The organism is Bacillus sp. WC2507 (assembly GCF_052656125.1).
The window spans coordinates 4,330,502-4,356,267 of the sequence record NZ_JBQXPN010000001.1 but is presented as its reverse complement, the minus strand read 5'-3'; the positions used below and the strand labels follow the sequence as shown (position 1 = coordinate 4,356,267).

Here is a 25,766-nt window from a genome sequence, read left to right as displayed (position 1 = left end):
ATATTTTCAGAAAACATTGTTGAATTGTGATATATTCGTATGCTAACTATGGAATTTTTACAAATATATTAAAAACATTACATAATATGACTAAATATTGAAAAAATATTGAATTTTTAATAAAATTCAATTTGTAATACATATTATTTATTAGGGGAGGAAATAAGGGATGAACAAGAAACCGTTCAAAGTTTTATCATCAATCGCTTTGACAGCTGTATTAGGCCTTTCGTTCGGAGCTGGTACTCAATCTGCATATGCTGAAACGCCTGTGAATAAGACAGCTACGAGCCCAGTCGATGACCATTTAATTCCGGAAGACCGTTTAGCAAATGCGCTAAAAAACCGTGGGGTAATTGATTCGAAGGCTTCAGAGACAGAAACAAAGAAAGCCGTCGAAAAATACGTAGAGAACAAAAAGGGTGAAAATCCTGGGAAAGAAGTATCAAATGGGGACCCACTTACGAAAGAAGCATCTGACTTTTTAAAGAAAGTGAAAGATGCGAAAGCTGATACGAAAGAAAAGTTAGACAAACCAGCAACAGGAACACCTGCAGCGACAGGCCCAGTTAAGGGTGGTCTAAATGGTAAAGTACCAACTTCTCCAGCAAAGGGAAAAGAATATAACGGTGAAGTTCGTAAAGATAAAGTACTCGTTTTACTTGTAGAGTACGCTGACTTTAAACATAACAATATTGATAAAGAACCTGGTTATATGTATACTGACGATTTTAACAAAGAACATTATGAAAAAATGTTATTCGGTAATGAACCATTCGAGTTAGAGGATGGAAGTAAAATCGAAACGTTTAAACAATATTACGAAGAGCAATCTGGTGGTAGTTACACAGTAGACGGAACGGTTACTAAATGGTTAACAGTTCCTGGTAAAGCTGCTGATTACGGTGCGGATGCTGCTACAGGTCATGATAATAAAGGACCAAAAGGACCACGTGATCTAGTAAAAGATGCATTAAAAGCAGCTGTAGATAGCGGACTTGATTTATCACAGTTTGATCAGTTCGATCAATACGATGTAAATGGTGATGGAAATCAAAATCAACCAGACGGTTTAATTGATCACTTAATGATTATTCATGCGGGTGTTGGACAGGAAGCAGGCGGTGGTAAATTAGGTGATGATGCAATTTGGTCACATCGCTGGACAGTTGGACCAAAGCCATTCGCAATTGAAGGTACACAAGCGAAAGTTCCATATTGGGGCGGAAAGATGGCAGCATTCGACTACACAATTGAACCAGAAGATGGCGCAGTTGGTGTATTCGCACATGAATATGGTCATGATTTAGGTCTTCCAGATGAATATGATACAAACTATACGGGTCATGGTGAGCCAATTCAAGCTTGGTCTGTTATGAGTGGCGGAAGCTGGGCTGGTAAGATTGCAGGAACAACGCCAACAAGTTTCTCACCACAAAATAAAGAGTATTTCCAAAAAACAATTGGTGGTAACTGGGCAAATATCGTAGAAGTAGATTACGAGAAATTAAATAAAGGTATCGGTCTAGCAACATATTTAGACCAAAGTGTTACGAAATCAGCAAGACCAGGTATGATTCGTGTCAACTTACCGGATAAAGATATAAAAACGATTGCTCCAGCATTTGGTAAGCAGTATTACTACAGCACAAAAGGTGACAATCTTCATACAACGCTAGAAACACCACTGTTCGATTTAACGAATGCAACGAATGCGAAATTTGATTTCAAATCGTTATATGAAATCGAAGCAGAGTATGATTTCCTTGAAGTACATGCTGTAACAGAAGATGGTCAAAAAACGCTAATTGAAAAACTTGGTGAGAAAGCAAATAGTGGAAATGCAGATTCGACAAATGGAAAATGGGTTGACAAATCATATGATTTAAGCCAATTCAAAGGTAAGAAAGTAAAATTAACATTTGAGTACATTACGGACGGTGGTTTAGCATTAAACGGTTTCCTACTTGATAATGCTTCATTAACAGTCGATGGTAAAGTAGTATTCTCTGATGATGCAGAAGGTACACCACAATTTAAATTAGATGGTTTCGCAGTTTCTAACGGAACTGAGAAGAAAAAACATAACTACTATGTAGAGTGGAGAAATCATACTGGATCAGATAGCGCATTGAAATTTGCTCGCGGTCCAGAATATAACTCTGGTATGGTTGTATGGTATGCAGACTCAGCTTACACAGATAACTGGGTTGGTTTACATCCAGGACATGGTTTCCTTGGTGTAGTTGATTCTCATCCAGAAGCAATTGTAGGAAATTTAAATGGTAAACCGACAATTGAAAGTAGTACACGATTCCAAATCGCTGATGCGGCGTTCTCATTTGATAAAACGCCAGCTTGGAAAGTTGTATCTCCAACGCGCGGAACGTATACGTATAATGGCTTAGCAGGTGTGCCAAAGTTTGATGATTCGAAAACGTATATTAATAAACAGATTCCAGATGCAGGACGTATTTTACCGAATCTTGGCCTGAAGTTTGAAGTAGTAGGACAAGCTGATGATAATTCTGCAGGTGCTGTTCGTTTATATCGTTAATACAGTAAAACTACCGAGAGATTTTCTTTCGGTAGTTTTTTTGTGAGCAATGAATTTTATATAAAAGAATAAATTATATATAATGTAACTTTACGAATAGAAATTTGTTTCATATGAAGCCTATATAAATAATGAAAGAATTGGATGAAAATAGTGGGAGAGGGTGAGTGAATGAGTGTTTCTTCTATTGTAAGTAGACAAAAGGAATATTTTTTAAAAGGTCATACGAGAAGTATAGAAGCGAGAAAGAGTAATTTGAAGAAGCTTTATGAAGGCATTCAGCGGTTTGGAGAAGAAATATTTCAGGCATTGAAATTAGATTTAAATAAGTCAGTTCACGAGTCGTTTACAACGGAAGTTGGATATGTATTAAAAGAAATTTCCTTTCAATTGAAGCATATTTCATCGTGGAGTAAACCGAAGCGAGTTCGAACAGCACTTACTCATTTTGGATCGAAGGGGAAAGTAGTTCCTGAACCGTACGGTGTGACACTTATTATTGCACCGTGGAACTATCCGTTTCAATTAGCGATTGCACCGCTTGTAGGAGCGCTGGCAACTGGGAATACAATCGTTTTAAAGCCGTCAGAGTTAACGCCAAACGTTTCCAAAGTACTTACGAGAATGTTAGAGGGATTATTCCAAGAAGAGCTCGTAGCGGTAGTAGAAGGTGGCGTTGAAGAGAGTACAGCTTTGCTGAAGGAACCATTTGATTATATTTTCTTTACAGGTAGTGTGGGAGTTGGGAAAGTTGTCATGGAAGCAGCTGCGAAACAGTTGACGCCGCTTACGTTAGAACTTGGCGGAAAAAGCCCTTGTATTGTACATAAAGATGCAAAAATAGATGTAACAGCAAGACGAATTGTGTGGGGGAAATTTTTAAATGCTGGGCAGACATGTGTAGCACCTGATTATATGTATGTGCATACTTCCGTGAAAGAACAGTTAATCGATGCGTTACGACACGAAATTGCGGAGCAGTATGGAAAAGATCCACTGCACAATGATAATTACGTACGAATTGTGAGTGAGCGTCATTTTGAACGTTTATGTACATTTTTGAAAGATGGTAAAACTGTAATTGGCGGGAACTATAAAAAAGAAACTTTACATATAGAACCAACAGTGTTAACAAATGTTACATGGAAAAGTGCTGTGATGGAAGATGAAATTTTTGGTCCGATTTTACCAATTGTAGAATACGACAACATAGAAGAGGTAATTGGCACCATTCAGCAACATCCGAAACCGTTAGCGTTGTATGTATTTTCTGAAGATAAAGAAGTACAAAAGAAAGTGACGAGTAATATTTCATATGGCGGAGGCTGTATTAATGATGTTGTCTATCATCTTGCAACGCCATATTTACCTTTTGGGGGCGTCGGAAGTAGCGGATTAGGGAGTTATCATGGAGAAGAAAGTTTTCGGACTTTTTCACATTATAAAAGCATTTTAGCCCAATCTACGGCATTTGATATGAAAATTCGTTACTCTTCTACAAAAAGTGCTTTAAAATTCATACGAAAGTTGTTAAAATGATGATGGTGTTTATCAGTAGGCGTAGCCGTATGATAATAGCCCCTTCGCAATGGAAGGGGTTTTTCTGTTCGACATATGTATCATGCGAAAATGAATCAAACATACTACATATAGAATAGAAGAGAACGCTGCTAAATAACCATTTTTGTTTGGATCGAAACAAAAAATAGTCTATAGAACATAAATATTTATTCATGAATATAAAAATTAAAATTTAAGGTAGATTGGACGGGAAAATGAAAAAGATTATTAAAGTTGAAGCAGTAGAAAAACATTTTGGAAGTCAAGTGATTATCCCACCTCTTTCTTTAGATATTAAAGAGGGAGAATTTTTAACAATTTTAGGACCGAGTGGTTGCGGGAAAACGACATTACTTCGTATGATCGCAGGATTTGAAACTCCAACTAAAGGGAATCTTTTATTAGATGATGAAAAGATTAACGATTTGCCACCATATAAGCGTCATATGAACTTAGTGTTCCAACATTATGCGCTATTCCCACATATGAATGTGGAGAAGAATATTTGTTTCGGTATGAAAATGCAGAAAGTACCGGCAGCAGAGCAGAAAGAGCGTGCTGAAGAGGCAATGCGTTTAACGCAGTTACTTGAGTTCCGTAATCGTAAACCTGCAAAGCTTTCTGGTGGACAACAGCAGCGTGTAGCAATTGCGAGAGCGATTGTAAATAACCCGCGTGTATTATTACTAGATGAGCCACTTGGGGCGTTAGACTTTAAGTTAAGAAAAGACTTGCAACGTGAATTGAAAAACTTACAACGTAATTTAGGAATTACGTTCATATACGTAACGCACGATCAAGAAGAAGCGATGAGCATGAGTGATCGTATCGTTGTTATGAATAAAGGACATATTGAGCAAATCGGAACGCCGAAAGAAATTTACAATAAGCCGAAAACGTTGTTCGTTGCGACATTTATCGGTGAAAATAATATTGTGAAAAACGGGGAAGGCTATGTAGCAATTCGCCCTGAAAATGTAAAAGTGCGTTCGGTTGAAGAGCCGATTTTAAAAGAATACCATCTTGGACATATTGAAGACATCGAGTTTGTTGGAAATATGGAAAAGCTTTATGTGCGTGATGAGAAAACATCAGAATTACTAATGGCATATCAAACTGCTGAAGAAGCAGCACAGTGGAGCATTGGAGATAATGTATACGTAGGCTGGGAGCAAGAGGACGAGGTGACCTTAAATTGAAAAAAGGGAAATTACTCGCACTACCTACAGTCGCGTGGCTGTTAATCTTCTTCTTAATTCCACTTCTGTTTGTATTGGCATTCGCCTTCATGCAGCGCGGAGCATATGGGACAGTGGAAATGCAATTTACATTAGAGAACATAGCGCGTGTATTTGACCCATTATATATGGGGACGTTATGGGAAACTGTTAAGATCGCAGTCATTACAACAGTAATCTGTTTACTGATTGGTTATCCATTTGCGTATACCATTACGATTGTTGATCGTAAATACCGTTCGATTCTTTTATTATTGGCAACGATCCCGTTTTGGATTAACTTTCTTGTTCGTTCATACGCATGGATTGTTATTTTACGTTCACAAGGTCTTGTAAATACATTGCTATTGAAACTAGGTATTATTAGTGAACCTTTAAATTTACTATATAATACTCCTTCTGTAATACTCGGAATGGTCTATTCTTTATTACCATTTATGATTTTACCTGTGTATGCAGCGATTGAGCAGCTTGATAAGCGTAAGTTAGAAGCAGCTTATGATTTAGGAGCAACACCAGTAAAGGCATTTTGGAATGTTACAGTACCAATGACGATGTCAGGGATTGCTACTGGTTCTATTTTAGTATTTGTTTCTTCTATCGGAATGTTTGTTGTATCAGACGTTATGGGTGGATCGAAAGTAGCATTAATCGGAAACGTAATTCAAAATCAATTCTTAGGAGCGCGTGATTGGCCGTTTGGATCTGCGTTATCTATGATTGTTGTTCTATTCTCTGTTCTGTTAATTTACTTATATTATCGTGCAACGAAAGTATATAAATATGATGGGAACGGAGGGGAATAGGCAAAGATGAAGAAGTTTTTAGTTTCTTATTCTTGGTTAATTTTATTGTTCTTGTATTTTCCAATGATGGTTTTAATGGTATATTCTTTCAATGATTCTCGCATTAATGCGGAATGGGAAGGTTTTACATTCCATTGGTATACAGATTTATTTCAAAAACAAGATGTTATTGATGCGTTTGTAAATAGTATGACGATTGCGATCGTAACGACGATTGTAACGACTGTTCTTGGTGTGATTTTTGCGATTGCATTACATCGTTACAAATATCGTTATGAAGGTGCTATTAACGGTCTTGTATATTTACCAATTTTAATCCCTGATATTTTAATGGGACTATCTTTACTTATCTTATTTAGTCAATTAGGTATGGAACTGGGTAAAACAACAATTATTATTGCGCACATTACATTTAGTATTTCATTTGTTGTCGTTATTTTAGCAGCACGTCTTTCTGGTATGGGACGTGATTTAGAAGAGGCTGCGAATGATTTAGGAGCAACGCCGTGGCAAACGTTTCGTTATGTAACGTTCCCAGCAATTGCACCAGGAGTTATTTCAGCCGCATTATTAACATTCACATTATCAATTGATGATTTTGTAATTAGTTTCTTCGTATCAGGACCAGGATCAACAACATTGCCATTATACATTTACAGTATGGTTAAGCGTGGAGTATCACCAGAAATTAATGCACTTTCTACAATTTTAATTGTAGCTATCGTAGGATTAATGGTTCTATCTGAAATCTTCCGTAACAAAGGTGCAGATGGTGAAGAAAACTCTGGAGGACACCTTCCTTTATAATACGAACGATCTAGAAAGTACGAGGGGGTAATAAATCGATGAAATTAATAAAAAGATTAGCCGGCGCAGCAATTAGCTTTAGCCTTGTTGCTGGTGTACTTGCTGGTTGTGGTGAAAAGAAAGAAGAGTTAAACATTTATAGCTGGGCTGACAATTTTGATGAGCAAGTGCTAAGAGATTTTGAAAAGAAATATAACGTGAAAATTAACTATGATAAGTATGCAAGTAATGAAGAAATGCTTGCGAAATTACAAGCAGGTGGCGCGAAGTATGATTTAATTCAGCCATCTGATTACATGGTTAAAACAATGGCGAAAATGGATTTATTAGCGCCGTTAGATAAAAAGAATATCCCGAATATCGAAAACATGATTTCTAATTTCAAAACACCTGCGTTTGATCCAGAAAATAAATATTCTTTAGTATATACTTGGGGCGTAACAGGTATTGCATACAACAAAAAGTATGTGAAGGAAGCACCTACAAGCTGGGCTGACCTATGGAATGAGAAATATAAAGGGCATGTAACTTTATTAAATGATTCTCGTGAAGTGTTAGGAATGGGTCTTAAGAAGCACGGATTCTCAAACAGCACGAAAGACGATGCACAGTTAAAGACAGCAGCAACTGATTTACAGAAGCTACTTCCAAACTTATTAGCATTTGATACAGATAATATTAAACAAAAATTCATTACAGAAGATGCTTGGATTGGAACAGTTTGGTCTGGAGATGCAGCATTTATCGCAAAAGATAATAAAGATGTAGAGTACGTTGTACCAAAAGAAGGCGGCACAATTTGGGCTGACACGTTAGCGATTCCAAAAGGTGCGAAAAACAAAGAGCTTGCAGAGAAGTTTATGAACTACTTATTAGATGAAAAAGTAAGTGTGAAAAACTACGAGTCAATTGGATACAGTAATCCGAATGAAAAAGCTCATCCTCTTCATAGTAAAGAATATCGTGATAATCATATGATCTTCTTAACGAAAGAAGAATTAGATCGTACAGAATGGCTTGTTGATGTAGACGATAAGCTAAAAGACTATGATCGTTACTGGACAGAGTTAAAAACAAAAGGTAAATAAGTAAGGAAATGCGGTTTCTAAAATAGAAATCGCATTTTTTTCATAGTAGGAGGAAATCGCTTGAAAAAGAAGTTGCATCAATATGAGGTAGTATGTATTGTTTTATTACTTGCTGTATTTGGCATTGTTGCTTGGCGAGTACATGCGGGTGGCGTTACAGTGATGGATACATATGTCCGATCATTAGTAAAAGGATTACAAACAGAAGGTTCGCTTACATTTTTCTCACACTATACAAAATTAGGGTCTGCCATTGGGATCGTAACTACGCTCGTTATAAGTTTACTTGTTTTTTGGAGAAAACGTTATTATGCTGCGATGATTGTGTATCCAATGGGCATTTTAATAACACATCTTGTTAATAAAGGGATAAAAGAAATTGTGAAAAGGGAGCGTCCGTCGTTAAATGAAGCGTTGGATGCACTTGGATATAGCTTCCCTAGTGGGCATGCAATGTTATCTATTATGACATTCGGATTTCTTGCTTATATCATTGCTGCGAATTTGAAGAGTGTAACTGGGAAATATGTTATAACGATTTTGATGGGAATAGTAATTGTATCGATTGGATTAAGTAGAGTTATTTTAAATGTACATTATCCAACTGATATTTTAGCTGGTTATTGCGTAGGTGGTATTTTGTTAATTATGGCGATTTACTGTCACCGTTTACTTACGGAGAGATTGGGACTTAATAAAGAGAGATAAAAAAACGTCTGGAAAAACTATCATTATAGTGTTTCTAGACGTTTTTTGTTTGTACGAAGATGTGATACAGTATAAATGACAATTGAATTATTTAAAGTAGGTGAAAATGTGTGAAAACAAATGTACATAAAGTAGATAAGTGGGGGAAGTTAGGAGCTTTTTTGTATCAGTTTCGTTATACAGTAATTGTGGCGTTATTATTGCTTGCGGTAGCACTCGGTATTTTCGCTCCAAAGCTGCCGGGAGTGTTAGGTGGTGATGGCTTCCAAACGGAAGGGGACTATCAAAAAACGAAAGAAATTTTAGATAAAGATTTTAAGAGGTCTCAAGATACACTTCTACTCGTTTTTGAAAAAAATAAGGGTGCTTCACATGAGGAATTTCAAAAGCAAGTAGAGGGAATTGTAAAAAATGTACAAGAGAAAGAGACATATGAATCTTTCCATCACCCAATACAAAATAAAGAAATGTTACAAGATGATATCGGTTATGCGACAATTTTATTTTCCGGGAAAACAAATAAGGAACGAATGGAAAAGACATTACAATTTGCTGATAAAATCGAAAAGGAAAGTAATGCAGCGTTAAAAGTAACGCCTACAGGATTTCCAAAAATTAATCAAGAGATTAATGAAAGAACGCAAAATGATTTAAAAGTAGCAGAAATGATTGGTCTGCCAATTGCATTTCTCGTATTACTATTTTCATTTGGTAGTCTTTTGGCATCTATTTTACCAATTGTAAATGGGGCACTTAGTGTTATTAGTACGATGGGAATATTATACTTTATAGGTAGCGATAAGGAACTATCTATTTTTGTGTTAAATGTTGCACCGATGATCGGACTGGCGCTATCTATTGATTTTGCGCTGTTATTTGTAAATCGCTTTCGAGAGGAAGTTGCAAAGCGAACGGTAAAAGAAGCGATAGCAATTACATATCAGACAGCAGGGCGTGCGATCGTATTTTCAGGATTATGTGTATTTGTTGGATTATCCGGTTTGTTTTTCTTTAAGATCGATTATATTCAGTCTGTCGCAATTAGCGGAATGATTGTTGTGATTATGAGTATTTTATTCTCACTTACACTTCTTCCAGCGCTATTATCATTAATTGGTAAACGAATATTAAAAAAGAATCAAGTAGCACATACGCCGGCAAAGGCGTGGCGTAAATTTGCACAATTTGTAATGAAACATCCAATTGCGATGATTATTGTTGTTACACTATTTATTGTTATTTGCTTATTGCCGTTACGTACTGCAAATTTACAGTTCCCTGACGTGGAAGCTCTACCTAAACAAAGTGATACAAGAATGGCATATGAGAAGTACGAAGAAGCATTTAATAAAACTGCAAAAACACATGCTGATGTTACGTTATTGGTAGAGACGAAAAAAGATATGAAAGAAAAAGAAAGTTTACAAAAGATAGAAGAAGTCGTTCGAAAATTAAAAGACGATAAGAAAGTGCATGAAGTAAGAAGTTTATACGACGGGCTGACTGGAATGAAAGCAGATCAAGTTGCGGGAATGCTACAGTCACCAGAAGCAGCAAAACTAGCTCCTGTATTTGAAGCATATACGAAAGGGAATAAGACGACGATAGAAGTCTTTTTGAAAACGAAACCGCGTACTGAAACTGCTAAACAGTGGGTTCGTGATTTTAAACAAAATTATAAAGAAACAGATGTTACGTATTATTTAGGCGGAATGACGACGTTCCAACAAGAGTTAGAAGATGAAATAAAAGATAAAGTTGCAATTGGTATGTCTGTTATATTTGGATCAACCTTTGTTATATTATTATTTGCATTCCGATCTATACTCATTCCGATTAAGGCGATTATTATGAATATACTTAGTTTAAGCGCAACAATTGGAATTGTTGTTTGGTTATTTGAAGGTGGTCATTTTGGTTTAGAAGCGAGTCCTGTTCTATTCGTTTTACCAATCTTCATTTTCGGCCTTGTATTTGGGCTTAGCATGGATTATGAAGTCTTTCTTATTTCGCGTATTCATGAGTTATATGAAGAAACAGGAGATAACGATCAAGCGACGTTAGAAGGACTTGTGTCAACAAGTAGAATCATTACATCAGCTGCTTTAATTATGATTGTTGTAACGGGTGCGTTCGCCTTTACTGATATTTTACCAGTACGGCAAATGGGGCTTGGCGTTGCGTTAGCGATATTTCTTGATGCAACAATTATTCGTCTTATGCTTGTACCGAGTTTAATGAAATTGTTTGGAGACTGGAACTGGTGGTTGCCATTTCGAAAGAAAAGAGAAAAATCATCGTAAAAAATACTCATCTATAAGATGAGTATTTTTTTATGAATAGCAAGACCTACATTTTGCAAATAGTATGTGATAAGAACATTACATATAAGTAGGTGAAGGCAATGTTTCGTTATTTTAAGTTTAAGCTAAATGATACAGTACAGTTTGCAGAAAACGATGGGCATATGTATCGCATTGTCGGTTATCGGTTAGAAAAAGGATTTTATCCAAAAGATGAATGGACTCATATCATTTATGAATTACTTAGAGATTTTGATGGGTATACGATGGATGCGGAAGAGGAGGAACTTGTAAAGGTCATTCAAGTAGAGGATGAGTATTACAAAATACAAGAAATATCGGGCTATCGTTATCCAGTAAAAATGAAGCAAAAACAACAAGTGATGAAAGTAGAAAAGATGGATGATTTATTAGATACGTATAATGATTATAAAAGATTGGCGGATTTCTTTAAAGATTTATCGTATGAGCAAAAAGCGGAAGAAGTATTGCAGGAAATGAAACGGCGTAGAGCGTGAGAGGACAGTCTACTATAAGACTGTCCTCTATTTTTGACGGTGCATCAAATTGTGTTTTCCGTTACAATGAGAGAATCAATAGAAATAAGGTGATATAGTATGGAAACGAAGAAAAAGGGCGAATGGTGCGAAATTACTGTTCCAGCTAAATGGAATGGCATAAGTATTGATTCGTTATTAAAAATAGAATGGGAAATACCGAAAAAGTTGTTACATCAGCTTCGTATGGAAAAAGGTGTTACCGTTAACGGAGAACAGAGGAGATGGAATGAGCTTTTAAAAGAGGGCGATAAGTTACAAGTTCATATGTTTATGGAAGAAGAATACGATGTAGAGCCTGAATACGGGGAATTAGATGTAGTATATGAAGACGATCACGTACTCATTGTAAATAAACCAGAGCAAATGGATACGCATCCTGCTGAAAAAGGTGGAACGGGAACACTTGCAAACCTTGTTGCCTTTCATTTTCAAATGCAAGGTTTAGAGACAAAGGTTCGTCATATTCATCGGTTAGATAAAGATACGACAGGTGGTGTCGTGTTTGCTAAGCATAGAATTGCTGGTGCAATTATGGATCGTTTATTAATGGAACGAAAAATTAAAAGAACATATGCGGCGCTTGTGGAAGGGAAAGTAAAGAAGAAACAAGGAACAATTGACGCAGCTATTGGAAGAGATCGCCATCATGCGACGAGACGACGTGTTTCCCCAAAGGGAGACCAAGCTATAACATATTATAAAGTGGAGAAGTATTTTAAAAAACAAAATGCTACGCTCGTAACGTTACAATTAGAAACAGGTAGAACACATCAAATTCGTGTTCATATGAGCTATAATGGTAATCCGTTAGTTGGCGATGTATTATATGGTGGACAAACGAAATATATGTCCGGGCAAGCATTACATGCGATGAAGATTCATTTCTTGCATCCAATTACGAAAGAAGAAATTGAAGTGGACGTACCATTTCCTACAAAATTAAATAATACAATGAAAGAATTGCAAAGAATGAATGTGTAAAGTGTAAGTTTAAATTTGAGAAAAGTAGATTTTTGCAGGAATTTCTCTAAAAGAAGCGAAGCCGTTAAGAGAAAAGAGAGGTGAGAATTACTTGGTCAAATATAAATATATACTAGGAATATTTTTCGCTTGTCTTTTAGTTACTCTATGCCTCTATCCATATGTACCAAACCGGATGGCAGTACATTGGAATGAAAATGGTGGGCCGAACGAGTTTATGAGTAAACAAATTGTTGTAGCATTTATTCCTTGTCTTATTATTTTCTTACATGGATTGATGTATATTATTTCACATAATATATATAAGTTTAATGAAGGCGAGCATGTTATTATAAGTGGATTTCTAAAGACGATTACTTTATTTATGTTGTTTATCCATATGCTCATTCTCTTTATTAATTATGGAAGCATGATATCCTTTCAGACAGGACTAACAATTGGAATTAGTATGTTTCTTTTTATGCTTAGTAAAGGGTTTAAAAAAGTTAAGAGTACGGAAAAAGATCCAATCAAATTACAAAAGATCCGTTTAGTGAGTAGGCGGATTTTTCAAGTGATGGCATGTAGTATATTGTTTTCATTGTTTTTGAACTTGAAATGGGGATTTTATGTGTTACTTAGTGTAATAAGTGGTGGCTCTATTTTGTTTATGTTCTACGTCTTGTATTCGTACATATTAGAAAGTTATGAAACGTAAAAAAAGAGTCTTCTCATAATGAGAAGACTCTTTTAATCTATTTACTTTGTGATAAATTGTTGTGTCCAGTAGTTGCCGCTTTCTACATAACCAACACCGATATGAGTGAAGCCATTATTTAAAATGTTTGCACGGTGTCCAGCACTGTTCATCCAAGCTTGTACTACTTCTTCAGGTGTACGTTGGCCTTGAGCAATGTTTTCACCTGCAGATTTATAAGAAATACCAAATTTCTTCATCATGTCAAATGGAGACCCGTATGTAGGGCTGTTATGATCAAAGTAGTTGTTTTTTTGCATATCTTCAGACTTGATACGTGCTACTTTGCTTAATTCAGTATCGATTTGTAATGCTGGTAAGCCTTGTTTTGTACGCTCAGCGTTTGTTAATTCAACGACACGTTGTTCGAATTCGCTTAAAGATTTTGCTTCTTCAGCAGGCTTTTGCTCAGCAGGTTTTTGAGTATTGTTGTTTTCAGCAGGCTTTTGAGTTTCTGGTTTTTGAACTTCTTCAGCAGGTTTTTGTTCAACAGGCTTTTGAGTTTCTGGCTTAGCTGTTGGTTGCTCAGTTACAACATTTTCAGTTGGTTGTTGACCAGGAATGAAGCAGTTTGGTTGGAAATTTCCTTGTTGCCATTGTGCTAATGACTCAACTCCCATAGATTGTAAGAATGCTTGTAATTCTTGTTGGCTCATTTGCTTCATCATCACATTAGAATGCTGAATATTTTGAACCTTTATGTTAGATGGTTGTACTGTTGCAGCTTGTGCATCTAAAGATGATACTCCTAGAGTAAGAGCTGTTGCAGCAGCTACAGATAATAAAACACGCTTTTTCATGATGTGTGTCCCCCTATATAAAGTTTTAATTTGTTTTTCACACGATTTGTTTTTGACAGCCTGTCTGACTGACCAATTCATCGTAGCATACAATTTGCGAGAAAAAAGATGGAAAAAAATTCATAGACTTTAAAATTACCTAATTTATCCTAAGTGAAGAAAAGGGAAGAAATAAGAGAAACGTAGAGTATAAAAGGAATTTTCAGCATTTTTATACTTCGTTTTAAGAGGGGGTTTTTGGATAAAGTTACCTAAGTAGAAAATGAAGAATCCTATTGTATCAATGGTTTGAGCATTTTTTTGAGGAATATACTGGATTGATTTTTACAAAACTGTAATGTTTCTGTTGTTCTTTTTTATAATAAAGTAACATATTTTTAATGTTGTAGCAGACAAAAAAGCGGCTATCTCTTTACATAGACGAAGGAGATAGCCGTTTTCCTATTATTACGTATGTTACGAGTTATTACGAGTTGGTTTCAATTGCTTCTAATAATAGATCTACAATGTGAATTCCTCTCATTTTATGAGAAAGACCTTCTCGCTCAATCCCTAATTTCATTTGTAATAAACAACCTGGATTTGCAGTAACAATGGTTGCTGCGTCTGTTTCATGCACACGGTCCATTTTGTAATCTAGAAATTCCATGGATAGCTCTGAATGAACAATATTGTAAATACCAGCAGAACCACAGCAGCGATCCGCATCTTTCATTTCACGGTATGTTGCGCCTTGAATTGCTTCTAGTAACATACGAGGTTCTGAAGATGTTCGCATAACATTGCGTAAATGACAAGAGTCTTGATACGTAATAATTTGCGGTGTGAGTCGTAAGTCATTTCGTTTATGGAAATCTAGTTCTACTAGAATAGCGGTAATATCTTTAATTTTAGAAACAAACTGCTTTGCACGTTCTGCCCACTGTGGATCATCTTTTAAAAGATAATCGTAGTCTACGAGGTAAGCTCCGCAACCACCTGCATTCGTAATAATATAGTCGATGTTTAAATCTTCGAATGCTTTTATATTTCGTTTCGCTAATTCTTTTGCTCCACTTTTCTCACCAGCATGCCCATGTAATGCCCCGCAGCAACTTTGTGTTTTCGGAATAACGATATTACAACCAGCTAATTGAAGAAGTTTCATCGTTGCGTTATTTGTTTCTAAAAACATCGTATCCATTAAACAACCCGTGAAGAATGCAACTTGTTTTTTCTTTGTACTTTCAGCAGGTAAAAATTCAGGACGGTCTTTCATTGCTTTCATTTTAGGGACTTTTGGTAAAACGAGATCCATCGTTGCAAGTGTTTCAGGGAATAGCTTCATAATCCCTGTTTTATGTGTTAGCGTTTGTAAACCGGAACGCTGGTAAAATCCAATTAGTCCTGTTAATGTTCTCATTCGATTTTGATGCGGGAATAGTCCTTCAAAAACGACTTTACGAACGGCTCTCACTGGCACCGAGAACTTTTTGTTTTGATTAATAATATCACGAGCTTCTTCTAGTAAATGTCCATAATTCACACCAGATGGACAAACAGGTTCACAAGCACGGCAGCCAAGGCAAACGTTTAATGTATTCTCAACATCTTCATCTGGCTCGATTAAACCGTCAACGACCGCTTTCATTATTGCGATACGTCCTCGTGGTGAATGTGATTCTTTATATCCAGATTGAATGTAAGTAGGACAAGTTGGTAAGCAAAAACCGCATCGCATACAATTTAGTAGTTCATCTTCACTTAATCGTTCTTTAAATTCCTTTTGAATGTTTTCTTTATTTAATGTTGTCATCGCTCAACCACCACTCTTTTGCGAGTGTCTTTCGCGAACATCTTGCCTGGATTCATAATGTTATTTGGATCGAAGGCTTGTTTAATTCCTTGCATAGCAGCAATACCTTCTTTACCTAATTTCATTTCTAAATACGGAGCTTTCATTGCACCAACGCCATGTTCACCAGTAATCGTGCCACCAAGTTCGATTGCTTTCGCAAATATTTCAGCAAAAGCTTGTTCAGCTCGGTGCATTTCTTCTTCATTACGGGCATCTGTCATACAAGTTGGGTGTAGGTTACCATCGCCAGCATGCCCAAACGTACAAATAGGAATATTATATTTCTTTGCAATGGCATTAATAGCTTCAACCATCGGAGCGATTTGTGAACGTGGTACCGTTGCATCTTCTAATATTGTAGTAGGTTTTAATCTAGCAAGCGCAGATAAAGCACTACGGCGAGCGGTGCGAAGTGCATCGGCTTCCGCTTCATCTTTTGCAACGCGAACATCGACTGCATTCATAGAGTGGCAAACATTAGCCATTTTTTCAATATCTCGATTGACAACTTCGGGCGGGCCGTCTTGTTCGATTAATAAAATTGCTTTTACATCTGTTGGTAAACCAATTTGTGCAAATTCTTCTACTACTTCAATTGTTGGCTGGTCTAAAAACTCAAGTGTCGCTGGAATGATTTTATTTGCAATAATAGAAGAAACAGCACGTGCAGCTTCATTAATATCTTCATAGAGCGCAAGCATTGTTTTCTTCGTTTCAGGCATAGGAACAAGTTTTAATATAGCTTCGGTTACGACGCCAAGTGTGCCTTCAGAACCGATAAATAAACGAGTTAAATCGTAACCAGCTACATCTTTTGCTAATTTACCACCAGTGCGAATGATATCGCCGTTCGGTAAGACGAGTTCAAGCCCCATTACATAATCACGTGTTACGCCATATTTTAAACCACGTAATCCACCTGAGTTTTCATTAATGTTACCGCCGATTGTAGAAATTTTCATCGAGCTTGGATCTGGTGGATAAAATAAACCTTTTTCTTCTACCGCTTTAATAATATCAAGTGTAATCACACCAGCTTGTACAGTAATTGTTAAATTCTCTTCATCAATTTCTAAAATGTTATTCATATGGCGGAAGATAAGGACAATACCGCCTTCAAGTGGACATGTTCCTGCGCAAAGGTTTGTTCCAGAACCACGAACATATACAGGAATGTTATGAGTGTTACATACTTTTAATACTTCAGCTACTTCATTTGTATTACGAGGAGCAATGACTGCATCAGGCATTGCTTGGAAGTTTGGAGTGGCATCATAACTATACGTTAAACGCCCCATATTGGATGTATCTACATTATCTTCGCCAACAATGGATACGAATGAATCAATAATTTGCTTTTCTAACATTGGAAATCCCCCTCAAACTGTTAACGTAATTAGTGATAATAAAAAACGTTGTCACAGTGCTTTCATTATAATGATAAAAAAGTCGGGGGATTCTTTCTATGTATAATCATCTAAAGATTAATCTGTTTTATCGTTCTTTTTTGTATGATTATCTAGTAAGAGGAGTGAGAAGTATAAAATGTTTAAATCTTTGAAGTGTTTCGGGTCAAGTCCCGTATGCTCCTCAATCTTTTTTAGTCTGTAATGCAATGTGTTAATGTGTATATGCAATTGTTCAGCGGTTTGCTTATAGGATTGGTTATAATCGATAAATAAGCGTAAAGTGTGCATAAGCTCAGGAGAGGATAATAAGTTTTCGATGGTGCGCCTTAGAAACTGTTCCCGCGTTTCAGCAGAAATATCTTGTAAGCACATTTCTAAACGTAAATCTTCATTAAATACAATTTTTTTCGTTTCAAGTGATACAGAAAGAGCTTGTAATGCTTGTTCGTACGATAAGCTCATATTGCTTGGTGTAACGGATTGTCCAATCCCAATATATAAAGGAATAGAAAATAAAGTTTCACAGTCTTGTTTTAATCGTTTAAAAAATTGATACGTTTGCTCTTTGGAGTTTGTGGCTGTAAATAAAATAAATCGATCATTTCCCCAGCGAACAAATAGATGCTCTTTTGTTAATAGATTGCGTATGTGTTGCCAAATTTTGCGCTGAAGCATCGTGTCATTTTGATCGATAGAGAACAAAATAAGTTGTTTCTTCTTATATAAATCAATACCAAGTGTTTTTGCGCGATCGAGAAAACTTGGAGACCAGTCTGTATTTTGAAGCCAATCAAAGACAAATGCTTCATAAGAACGATGCTCAAGTTCTAGTTGTTCTAAAAAATAGTTTTCATGAATTAATAATTCGGTCATCTTACGTAATATCTCACCGTATTGTGAAATGTTTTCAGGTTCGCCTGTAATTCCAATAACACCAATTACTTCGTCATGGAATAGTAAAGGAAGGTTCATGCCGGCTTTTACGCCATGTAGTTGTTGCTCATCATCTTTTGTAATAATGACCGTCTTCTTTTCTTTCGCGCAGCGGAGTGCACCTTCATGAAATTGACCGATTCTTTCCGCATCTGTACTTGCGATAATAACGCCTTGTGTATTAATGATAATAATATTTTCTGTAATTAGTCTGCGTACTTCTCGTACAATTTTATTCGCTAAATCAGGAAAAAGCATAATTTGCACACCTCAAATTCTATTTGTTGTACATTATATATGTAAATGAAGTAAGAAAGAAAAATTTCACACTTTCCACACATTTATTTGTTATTTTACAATTATAGCGAAATCATCTGAAGATGGAGGGAATCTTTTGAGAAAGTATGTTTTTCTTCTCTGTTTTTTATTTCTATTAGTAGGGTGTCAAGGAAGTTCATATACACCGATTGCTAAAGATAAAAGTATTATTATAACAACGAATATAAAAGAGGGTAGTATTAGTTTTGTTGATAAACAAACTAAAAAGTTAATTACGACATGGGAGCTTAATGAACCAATGGCAGGAATTGCACTACTTCCAAATGGTGAGGACATACTTGTATATGGTAAGCAGTTAGAATATATGTATGTATACTCACTAACAGAAGGAAGACAGGTGGATAAATATAAGACTGATAAAGGAATTGTGAATGTAGTCGTATCAGAAGATAAAAAACAATTATTTGCTGCTGATCAAAAGGCTCAAAAAGTAAGATTCTTTACGATAAAAGGGAAAGAAATCGGGAGTGTGTCAACCGGAAAAGGGCCAATAACAATGGTAGAGCATCATAATCAGTTATCCGTATTAAACTTTTATGATACGAAGTTAACGACAATTGATACAAAGAAAAAAGAAGTGATACAATCCTTTATGATTCCCCCGGCATCAACAGGAGCGACAATTAGTCCGGATGGGAAAGAAATATGGATTGGCGGACATGGTGATGGAAATCAAGTCAATGAGAAAGTATTAGTGTATGCATTGCAGAGCGGAGAGATGGTCCGTTCTTTACACGCTCCGTTTATGCCTGTGAATATAACGAAGGATAATAAGTATGTATATGCATTGAGTCATGGTTCGAATACACTTAGAAAGTTCGATGTTAGCACGTATAAAGAGGTAGCTTCTGTAGAAGTAGGATCGAACCCATTTGCATTTTTGAAGAGCGGAGCAGAAGGATATGTGGCTAGTTATGATAGCGATGAAGTATGCGTTATGGATATGAAGAGTATGAAAATAAAACAAACAATTAAAGTCGGAAAAGGACCGTTTCAACTCATAGAGAGGGAAGGGAAGGACAATGAGTAAATATAGGGTGCTAGTTGTAGATGATGAAAGTGATATGAGGCAGCTTGTTGGAATGTACTTAGACAATTTCGGATACGAGTGGGGAGAAGCTGAAAATGGAAAAGAGGCTCTAAAAAAATTAGAGACGGATCATTATGATTTCGTTGTATTAGATATTATGATGCCAGAGATGGATGGACTTTCAGTTTGTAAAGAAATTAGAAAAACGTCAGATGTACCAATTATATTTTTAACAGCAAAAGGTGAAGAGTGGAATAGGGTGAACGGCTTACGTATGGGAGCAGATGATTATATTGTAAAGCCATTTAGTCCTGGAGAATTAATTGCTCGTATGGAAGCTGTGTTAAGACGCTATACAAAGCAAGAGCAACAAGAGGAGATTCAGTTTGGACCGATCCTTATTAATGAAAAAAGTAGGAAGATTGAGGCTGATGGTGAGCCGATTTCTCTTACAGTAAAAGAGTTTGATTTACTCTATTTTCTTTGTCAACATACAGGACAAGTGTTTAGCCGGGAACAATTGCTGGAGAAGGTATGGGGATATGATTATGCCGGAAGTACGAGAACAGTAGATACGCACGTGAAAACGATGCGTTTGAAGCTTGGAGAAAGTGGAAACTACATTCAAACTGTTTGGGGTGTAGGCTATAAATTTGAGGTGTAACGTATGTTTACGATGGTACAGAAGCTTTGGCTTACAGTAGTATGTGCAGTATGTGTAACAGTTTCCTTTCTTTATTTTGTATCCTTATACTCGTATGAAAAACTATACGTTGATAATTTAAAAGATTCATTAGTAATGGAAGGGAAGCGTCTTGCTGCGCAATATGATAAGCGTGAAGGAATAGCAACTTTTGAAGAGAAAGTAAGAGCATTTGATCAAATATCTAGTTCGGACGTTCTTTTCGTATCTAATCCGCGTGATTTAAGCGCATGTTTACCTTTTGATGTGCATCATCATTCTCTTATAAGTGAAGGTGACAGGCAAGCACTATTAGACGGAAAAACTGTGACAAAGATAGGATATGAGGAACATTTTGACCGTAATATTATGGGGGTTGTCATCCCTGTTTTAGAAAATAAAAAATTAGTGGGCATTGTATATTCTTATATTCCTTTAAAAAGTATAAAAGACTTAATATATGATATGGGCCTTATTTTAGCACCGTTAGCACTTGCCATGATTTTAATTACGATATGGATTGGTAGAAAAATTATTATTGCTATTACGAAGCCGCTTTCGCAAATGGAACGAGTAGCCAATCATTTGGCTACGGGAGATTTCTCAGAACGGATTACAATTTCTTCTGAAGATGAAATTGGACGATTAGGAAAAGCGTTTAATAAAATGGCAAATTCTTTAGAGACAGAAGACGTAAAGCGTAAGGAATTTTTAGCTAACGTTTCGCATGAACTAAGAACACCACTTAGTTATATAAAAGGATATAGCGAGGCTATTTTAGATGGTGTAGCAAAGGGACCGCAGCAGGAAAAAGTAATACAGCTTATTCATAAAGAAGCAGATCGTATGCAGCGTCTCGTTCATGATTTATTAGATTTAGCACAATTAGAAGGTGAACATTTTCCGTTACAGAAACAACCTATCGTTTTTTCACAACTAATTGAAGATGTGTTAGATACGTATGAGATTAAGTTTATAGAAAAGAAAATTCGTATTTCAACAAATTTAAATCCAGAAATCATTGTAATAATTGATGAGGATCGTATGCAACAAGTGCTTCATAACGTGTTAGATAATGCGATACGGTATACAAATCAAAACGGGGATATCAATATAACCTTAGAACAAATTGATGATTACTGTGAATTAAAAATAAAAGATACAGGAATCGGTATTGATACAGAGCATTTAGAAAATCTTGGTGAACGTTTTTACAGAGTTGATAAAGCGAGAAGTCGTCAACATGGTGGAACAGGTTTAGGGCTTGCCATTGTAAGACAAATTGTTCATATACATGATGGACAATGGCGAATTGAAAGTGAAAAAGGGAATGGAACGACGGTTAGTATTAAATTGAAAATGCAAGGTGAAGAAAGCATGTTCTAATGTGAAGGACATGCTTTTCTTCATGAGTGCAAATTAATATAGGAATACATATAAATTAATATCAAATAAATATTAAAAATTTGACGATTTTATGAACAAAACATTTGTACTTCTTACCAATTCGTTCTAAAATAGTTATGATGCAAAGTTTTTATAAATCGTTTCAATTGTTGTTTGGAAGATACTGAGGTGATTTAACTGGAGTACAAATCTATTAAACCGAAAAAGATTTACGAAGAAGTATCTGAAGCTATTTTAACAATGATTAAAAATGGTACGTTAAAACCTGGTGACAAACTACTTCCTGTACATCAATTAGCTGAGCAGTTTCAAGTTGGTAGATCTGCTGTTCGTGAAGCGTTAAGTGCGCTAAGAGCAATGGGCTTAATTGAGATGAAACAAGGAGAAGGTACATATGTGAAGAATTTCGATTCTTCTTCATTAACAAAATCATTAAACAATAAATTATTAATGAAGAAAGAAGATATTTTAAACTTATTAGAAGTACGAAAGGTGCTTGAAGTGGGGGCAGTTCGAGCAGCTGCGGCAAAGCGTACGGAAGATAATTTGCAAAATATGAAGCATTGGTTAGATGAAATGGCAAAGAGCATTGGAGATGAAAAGGCTGGCGAAAAAGCAGATTTTCAGTTCCATATGGGAATTGCGGAGTCTTCGCATAACAACATTTTGCTTGAACTCATGAATCACGTTTCAGAGATGATTGCTGAAACGATTGGTGAATCAAGACGCATTATTTTATATGGTGAACAAACAACATCAGAACGACTTATAGAAGAGCATCAAGTTATATATGATGCGGTGTTAAAGCAAGATGTAGAATTAGCACAGCAAGCAATGCTAGATCATTTAACAAATGTAGAACATATTGTCACAGGTAAAAACGATATAAATTCGTAATTTAATCTTTTAAAAATCTAATTTTTTGATAAAATAGAGAAAGATTAAGTAAGCGTTTTCTTTAGAAGAGGGAGAGGATAGGCCATGGTTGAGCCTACTTCTTCTTTCCTTAGTCATCTGATGACCATATGTTTGTTGGTAGAGTTGTAAAAAGGGGGAGTAATAATTATGAAAGTTACTTTATTTGTTACTTGTTTAGTCGATATGTTTGAAACAAACGTCGGCAAAGCAACAGTTGAAGTGTTGGAGCGTTTAGGTTGTGAAATTGAATTTCCAGAAGCACAAGTTTGTTGTGGGCAGCCTGCTTATAATAGCGGCCATGTAGAAGCAGCAAAAGAAGCGATGAAACATATGATTGAAACTTTCGAAGATGCAGAATATATTGTTACACCATCTGGTTCTTGTGCGACAATGTTTCATGAGTATCCGCATGTTTTTAAAGATGATCCGAAGTGGGCTAAACGTGCACAAAAGGTTGCTGATAAAACATATGAATTGACACAATTTATTGTAGATGTTTTAAAAGTTACAGATGTTGGTGCAAGTTTACCAGGGATAGCTACTATTCATAAATCTTGCCATATGACACGCCTGCTTGGAGTAAAAGAGGCACCAGGAATTTTATTATCTAACGTAAAAGGATTAACTGTGAGAGAACTGCCAAACGCACAAAATTGTTGTGGGTTTGGGGGAACGTTTTCAGTGAAGATGACTCCAATTTCTGAGCAAATGGTAGATGAAAAGGTAGATAGTGCAATGGAAACAGGTGCAGATTATTTAATCGGTGCAGATTGTGGGTGTTTGTTAAACATTGGCGGACGTATTGAACGTTTAGGGAAAGAAATAAAAGTAATGCATATTGCTGAGGTACTGAATAGTCGCTCATGAAGGGGGAACATAAGCTATGTCTATGAAAATCAGTGAGAAAAAATTTAATGATCGTGTTGGCGATGGAATTCAAGATTCGTTTATGCGTGGAGCAGTATCTTCTGCGCAAACGCGCTTATATACGAATCGCTTAAAAGCAGCGGACGAATTAGGAAACTGGGAAGAGTGGCGTGAACTAGGTGAACAAATTCGCCAACATACGTTAGAAAATCTTGATTATTACTTAATGCAGTTAAGTGAAAATGTATCAAAAAGAGGCGGACATGTGTACTTTGCGAAAACGAAAGAGGAAGCAGCAAAGTACATTCAAGACGTTGCAAAAAAGAAGCAGGCAAAAAAAGTAGTAAAATCAAAGTCGATGGTAACAGAAGAAATTAGTATGAACCATGCGCTTGAAGAGATTGGTTGTGAAGTGTTAGAAAGTGACTTAGGAGAGTATATTCTGCAAGTAGATAACGATCCACCTTCACATATTATTGCGCCTGCACTTCATAAAAATAGAACGCAAATTCGTGATGTATTTAAAGAAAAGCTTGGCTATGAAAATTCTGATGATCCATACGAAATGACAAAGTTTGTTCGTAAACAACTTCGTGAGAAATTTATGGATGCAGAAATTGGTGTGACAGGTTGTAACTTCGCTGTTGCAAATACTGGTTCTCTTTGTTTAGTAACGAATGAAGGTAATGCAGATCTTGTCATGTCGATTCCAAAAACACAAATTGCAGTAATGGGTATGGAACGTATGGTTCCGACAATGGAAGAATTAGATGTTTTAGTTGGTTTACTATGTCGTAGTGCAGTAGGTCAAAAGTTAACAAGTTATGTAACTGTAGCAGGACCAATTCAAGAAGAGGAAGTAGATGGACCAGAAGAATTCCACTTAGTTGTTGTCGATAATGGTCGTTCTCAAATTCTTGGATCTGAATTCCGCTCAGTATTGCAATGTATTCGTTGTGCTGCTTGTGTTAACGTATGTCCTGTATATCGTCACGTTGGTGGACATTCGTATGGTTCTATATACTCAGGACCAATTGGTGCGGTATTAACACCACTTTTAGGTGGGTATGATGATTACAAAGAGCTTCCTTATGCCTCTAGTTTATGCGGAGCGTGTACAGAAGCTTGTCCAGTAAAAATACCATTGCATGATTTATTATTAAAACATCGTCAAGTTATCGTTGAGCAAGAAGGGCGTGCTCCACTTGCGGAAAAATTAGCAATGAAAATGTTTAGTATGGGCGCATCTTCAGCAGCTTTATATAAAATGGGATCAAAAATGGCGCCAGCAGCAATGAGTCCATTTACATCTGGTAACCGTGTATCAAAAGGTGTTGGGCCACTTAAAAACTGGACAGATATTCGTGAATTCCCGGCTCCAAGTAAAGAACGATTCCGTGATTGGTATAAAGACCATAAGAAAGGCGGGGACAAATAATGACAGGATTAATTCAAAACCGTGAGTCCTTTCTAGATAATATTGCAAAAGAACTTGGACGTGAGCGGAAAACGGAAGGCGTAAAGCGTCCAGCATGGAAAAGTAATGTGAATGTAGAAACGCTAAAAGATTATTCACAAGAAGAATTGTTAGAAGTATTTAAAAATCAATGTACAAACATTCATACAACTGTAGTGGAAACGACAAATGACCGTTTGCGTGAAGATATTCAAAAAGTAATCATGGAAAACGGCGGGGGACCTATTTTATTATCAGCAGATGACCGTTTTGATTCTTATGGATTGACTTCTTTATTTAAAGAAGAACTTCCAAAGCGAGATGTTGAAGTAAATGTATGGGATCCAGAGAGAAAAGAAGAGAATATGCGTATAGCGGAAAGGGCGAATATTGGAATCGCATTTAGTGATTATACTTTAGCTGAATCTGGTACGATTGTTGTACAAAGTCATAAAGGCCAAGGTCGTTCTTTACACTTTTTACCGACTGTATACTTTGCTATTATTCCACGTGAAACACTTGTGCCTCGTATTACACAAGCAGTTCAGGATATGAACACACGTGTAGAAAATGGCGAGACAGTGGCATCTTGTATTAACTTTATTACAGGACCTAGTAACTCGGCAGATATTGAAATGAATCTTGTTGTCGGAGTACATGGACCATTAAAAGCAGTATATTTCATCGTATAAAAGAGGGGAAAGCAGGCCAGAAAATGGCCTGCTTTTTTAATAGAATAGAGAT

Annotated in this window: 22 protein-coding genes; 18 read left to right on the top strand and 4 right to left on the bottom strand. The window is 36.2% G+C overall.

Going from position 1 to position 25,766, the window contains the following annotated elements; all coding sequences use genetic code 11:
• The first annotated feature begins 169 nt into the window (after positions 1 to 169).
• The 11 genes from inhA1 to ACUN28_RS22915 all read left to right on the top strand — a co-directional run bounded on the left by inhA1 (position 170) and on the right by ACUN28_RS22915 (position 13,305).
• On the top strand, positions 170 to 2,557 hold the full coding sequence (gene inhA1, locus ACUN28_RS22965; RefSeq protein ID WP_016088814.1) for a M6 family metalloprotease immune inhibitor InhA1: 2,388 nt from the start codon (positions 170 to 172) through the stop codon (positions 2,555 to 2,557).
• A gap of 171 nt (positions 2,558 to 2,728) precedes the next feature.
• Positions 2,729 to 4,096, top strand: a complete 1,368-nt coding sequence (locus ACUN28_RS22960; RefSeq protein ID WP_445423421.1) for an aldehyde dehydrogenase — start codon at positions 2,729 to 2,731, stop codon at positions 4,094 to 4,096.
• A 236-nt stretch (positions 4,097 to 4,332) separates the two neighbouring features.
• Positions 4,333 to 5,316 (top strand): spermidine/putrescine ABC transporter ATP-binding protein PotA, encoded by a 984-nt coding sequence (gene potA / locus ACUN28_RS22955; protein ID WP_016088812.1) that lies wholly within the window; start codon positions 4,333 to 4,335, stop codon positions 5,314 to 5,316.
• Positions 5,313 to 6,161 carry a spermidine/putrescine ABC transporter permease PotB gene (potB, locus tag ACUN28_RS22950; RefSeq protein WP_000715494.1) on the top strand — a complete coding sequence of 283 codons (849 nt, stop codon included), beginning with the start codon at positions 5,313 to 5,315 and terminating at the stop codon, positions 6,159 to 6,161. Before potA ends, potB begins: the two co-directional genes overlap by 4 nt.
• 6 nt (positions 6,162 to 6,167) lie before the next feature.
• On the top strand, positions 6,168 to 6,968 hold the full coding sequence (gene potC / locus ACUN28_RS22945; RefSeq protein ID WP_000714199.1) for a spermidine/putrescine ABC transporter permease PotC: 801 nt from the start codon (positions 6,168 to 6,170) through the stop codon (positions 6,966 to 6,968).
• A 38-nt stretch (positions 6,969 to 7,006) separates the two neighbouring features.
• The gene (potD, locus tag ACUN28_RS22940) at positions 7,007 to 8,056 is read left to right on the top strand and encodes a spermidine/putrescine ABC transporter substrate-binding protein PotD (RefSeq protein WP_016088811.1); all 1,050 of its coding nucleotides are present in this window, start codon (positions 7,007 to 7,009) and stop codon (positions 8,054 to 8,056) included.
• 60 nt (positions 8,057 to 8,116) lie between these two features.
• Positions 8,117 to 8,764, top strand: coding sequence for a phosphatase PAP2 family protein (locus ACUN28_RS22935; protein WP_016088810.1), 648 nt, complete (start codon positions 8,117 to 8,119; stop codon positions 8,762 to 8,764).
• A gap of 110 nt (positions 8,765 to 8,874) precedes the next feature.
• The gene (locus ACUN28_RS22930; protein WP_016088809.1) at positions 8,875 to 11,067 is read left to right on the top strand and encodes an MMPL family transporter; all 2,193 of its coding nucleotides are present in this window, start codon (positions 8,875 to 8,877) and stop codon (positions 11,065 to 11,067) included.
• Positions 11,068 to 11,168: 101 nt separating this feature from the next.
• On the top strand, positions 11,169 to 11,585 hold the full coding sequence (locus ACUN28_RS22925) for a hypothetical protein (RefSeq protein ID WP_016088808.1): 417 nt from the start codon (positions 11,169 to 11,171) through the stop codon (positions 11,583 to 11,585).
• 99 nt (positions 11,586 to 11,684) lie between these two features.
• Entirely contained in the window at positions 11,685 to 12,608 is a 924-nt protein-coding gene (locus tag ACUN28_RS22920; protein WP_016088807.1) for an RluA family pseudouridine synthase, read from the top strand.
• A 91-nt stretch (positions 12,609 to 12,699) separates the two neighbouring features.
• Positions 12,700 to 13,305, top strand: a complete 606-nt coding sequence (locus tag ACUN28_RS22915; RefSeq protein ID WP_016088806.1) for a DUF1648 domain-containing protein — start codon at positions 12,700 to 12,702, stop codon at positions 13,303 to 13,305.
• A gap of 41 nt (positions 13,306 to 13,346) precedes the next feature.
• Here the strand turns inward: ACUN28_RS22915 and ACUN28_RS22910 are convergent, their stop codons facing one another.
• The 4 genes from ACUN28_RS22910 to ACUN28_RS22895 all read right to left on the bottom strand — a co-directional run bounded on the left by ACUN28_RS22910 (position 13,347) and on the right by ACUN28_RS22895 (position 18,581).
• On the bottom strand, positions 13,347 to 14,144 hold the full coding sequence (locus ACUN28_RS22910; RefSeq protein ID WP_016088805.1) for a CAP domain-containing protein: 798 nt from the start codon (positions 14,142 to 14,144) through the stop codon (positions 13,347 to 13,349).
• Between the two features lie 466 nt (positions 14,145 to 14,610).
• Positions 14,611 to 15,939, bottom strand: coding sequence for a (Fe-S)-binding protein (locus tag ACUN28_RS22905; RefSeq protein ID WP_016088804.1), 1,329 nt, complete (start codon positions 15,937 to 15,939; stop codon positions 14,611 to 14,613).
• On the bottom strand, positions 15,936 to 17,348 hold the full coding sequence (gene glcD, locus ACUN28_RS22900) for a glycolate oxidase subunit GlcD (RefSeq protein WP_016133936.1): 1,413 nt from the start codon (positions 17,346 to 17,348) through the stop codon (positions 15,936 to 15,938). The genes ACUN28_RS22905 and glcD overlap by 4 nt, the downstream gene beginning before the upstream one ends.
• A gap of 117 nt (positions 17,349 to 17,465) precedes the next feature.
• On the bottom strand, positions 17,466 to 18,581 hold the full coding sequence (locus tag ACUN28_RS22895; protein ID WP_016088802.1) for a CdaR family transcriptional regulator: 1,116 nt from the start codon (positions 18,579 to 18,581) through the stop codon (positions 17,466 to 17,468).
• A gap of 136 nt (positions 18,582 to 18,717) precedes the next feature.
• Here ACUN28_RS22895 and ACUN28_RS22890 point away from each other — a divergent pair, with 136 nt between their 5' ends.
• The 7 genes from ACUN28_RS22890 to ACUN28_RS22860 all read left to right on the top strand — a co-directional run bounded on the left by ACUN28_RS22890 (position 18,718) and on the right by ACUN28_RS22860 (position 25,714).
• Entirely contained in the window at positions 18,718 to 19,692 is a 975-nt protein-coding gene (locus ACUN28_RS22890) for a YncE family protein (protein ID WP_016088801.1), read from the top strand.
• Positions 19,685 to 20,356 (top strand): response regulator transcription factor, encoded by a 672-nt coding sequence (locus ACUN28_RS22885; protein ID WP_000049878.1) that lies wholly within the window; start codon positions 19,685 to 19,687, stop codon positions 20,354 to 20,356. The genes ACUN28_RS22890 and ACUN28_RS22885 overlap by 8 nt, the downstream gene beginning before the upstream one ends.
• A 3-nt stretch (positions 20,357 to 20,359) precedes the next feature.
• On the top strand, positions 20,360 to 21,760 hold the full coding sequence (locus ACUN28_RS22880) for a sensor histidine kinase (protein WP_016088800.1): 1,401 nt from the start codon (positions 20,360 to 20,362) through the stop codon (positions 21,758 to 21,760).
• A 228-nt stretch (positions 21,761 to 21,988) separates the two neighbouring features.
• Complete coding sequence (locus ACUN28_RS22875) at positions 21,989 to 22,678, top strand: FadR/GntR family transcriptional regulator (RefSeq protein WP_254913065.1); 690 nt, start codon at positions 21,989 to 21,991, stop codon at positions 22,676 to 22,678.
• Between the two features lie 168 nt (positions 22,679 to 22,846).
• A complete protein-coding gene (locus ACUN28_RS22870) occupies positions 22,847 to 23,566 on the top strand; it encodes a (Fe-S)-binding protein (protein WP_000869154.1) in 720 nt (239 codons plus the stop codon).
• A gap of 16 nt (positions 23,567 to 23,582) precedes the next feature.
• On the top strand, positions 23,583 to 25,004 hold the full coding sequence (locus tag ACUN28_RS22865; protein ID WP_000061930.1) for a LutB/LldF family L-lactate oxidation iron-sulfur protein: 1,422 nt from the start codon (positions 23,583 to 23,585) through the stop codon (positions 25,002 to 25,004).
• Positions 25,004 to 25,714: a LutC/YkgG family protein gene (locus tag ACUN28_RS22860; RefSeq protein WP_016088799.1), complete on the top strand. Its 711-nt coding sequence runs from the start codon at positions 25,004 to 25,006 to the stop codon at positions 25,712 to 25,714. The genes ACUN28_RS22865 and ACUN28_RS22860 overlap by 1 nt, the downstream gene beginning before the upstream one ends.
• The last annotated feature ends 52 nt before the right edge of the window (positions 25,715 to 25,766 follow it).

What these genes read in the sequence shown, in the direction of transcription:
- inhA1 (WP_016088814.1), top strand. Translation starts at nt 170, where the DNA reads ATGAACAAGAAACCGTTCAAAGTTTTATCATCAATCGCTTTGACAGCT.
- ACUN28_RS22960 (WP_445423421.1), top strand. Translation starts at nt 2,729, where the DNA reads ATGAGTGTTTCTTCTATTGTAAGTAGACAAAAGGAATATTTTTTAAAA.
- potA (WP_016088812.1), top strand. Translation starts at nt 4,333, where the DNA reads ATGAAAAAGATTATTAAAGTTGAAGCAGTAGAAAAACATTTTGGAAGT.
- potC (WP_000714199.1), top strand. Translation starts at nt 6,168, where the DNA reads ATGAAGAAGTTTTTAGTTTCTTATTCTTGGTTAATTTTATTGTTCTTG.
- potD (WP_016088811.1), top strand. Translation starts at nt 7,007, where the DNA reads ATGAAATTAATAAAAAGATTAGCCGGCGCAGCAATTAGCTTTAGCCTT.
- ACUN28_RS22925 (WP_016088808.1), top strand. Translation starts at nt 11,169, where the DNA reads ATGTTTCGTTATTTTAAGTTTAAGCTAAATGATACAGTACAGTTTGCA.
- ACUN28_RS22920 (WP_016088807.1), top strand. Translation starts at nt 11,685, where the DNA reads ATGGAAACGAAGAAAAAGGGCGAATGGTGCGAAATTACTGTTCCAGCT.
- ACUN28_RS22910 (WP_016088805.1), bottom strand. Translation starts at nt 14,144, where the DNA reads ATGAAAAAGCGTGTTTTATTATCTGTAGCTGCTGCAACAGCTCTTACT.
- ACUN28_RS22905 (WP_016088804.1), bottom strand. Translation starts at nt 15,939, where the DNA reads ATGACAACATTAAATAAAGAAAACATTCAAAAGGAATTTAAAGAACGA.
- glcD (WP_016133936.1), bottom strand. Translation starts at nt 17,348, where the DNA reads ATGTTAGAAAAGCAAATTATTGATTCATTCGTATCCATTGTTGGCGAA.
- ACUN28_RS22895 (WP_016088802.1), bottom strand. Translation starts at nt 18,581, where the DNA reads ATGCTTTTTCCTGATTTAGCGAATAAAATTGTACGAGAAGTACGCAGA.
- ACUN28_RS22885 (WP_000049878.1), top strand. Translation starts at nt 19,685, where the DNA reads ATGAGTAAATATAGGGTGCTAGTTGTAGATGATGAAAGTGATATGAGG.
- ACUN28_RS22880 (WP_016088800.1), top strand. Translation starts at nt 20,360, where the DNA reads ATGTTTACGATGGTACAGAAGCTTTGGCTTACAGTAGTATGTGCAGTA.
- ACUN28_RS22870 (WP_000869154.1), top strand. Translation starts at nt 22,847, where the DNA reads ATGAAAGTTACTTTATTTGTTACTTGTTTAGTCGATATGTTTGAAACA.
- ACUN28_RS22865 (WP_000061930.1), top strand. Translation starts at nt 23,583, where the DNA reads ATGTCTATGAAAATCAGTGAGAAAAAATTTAATGATCGTGTTGGCGAT.
- ACUN28_RS22860 (WP_016088799.1), top strand. Translation starts at nt 25,004, where the DNA reads ATGACAGGATTAATTCAAAACCGTGAGTCCTTTCTAGATAATATTGCA.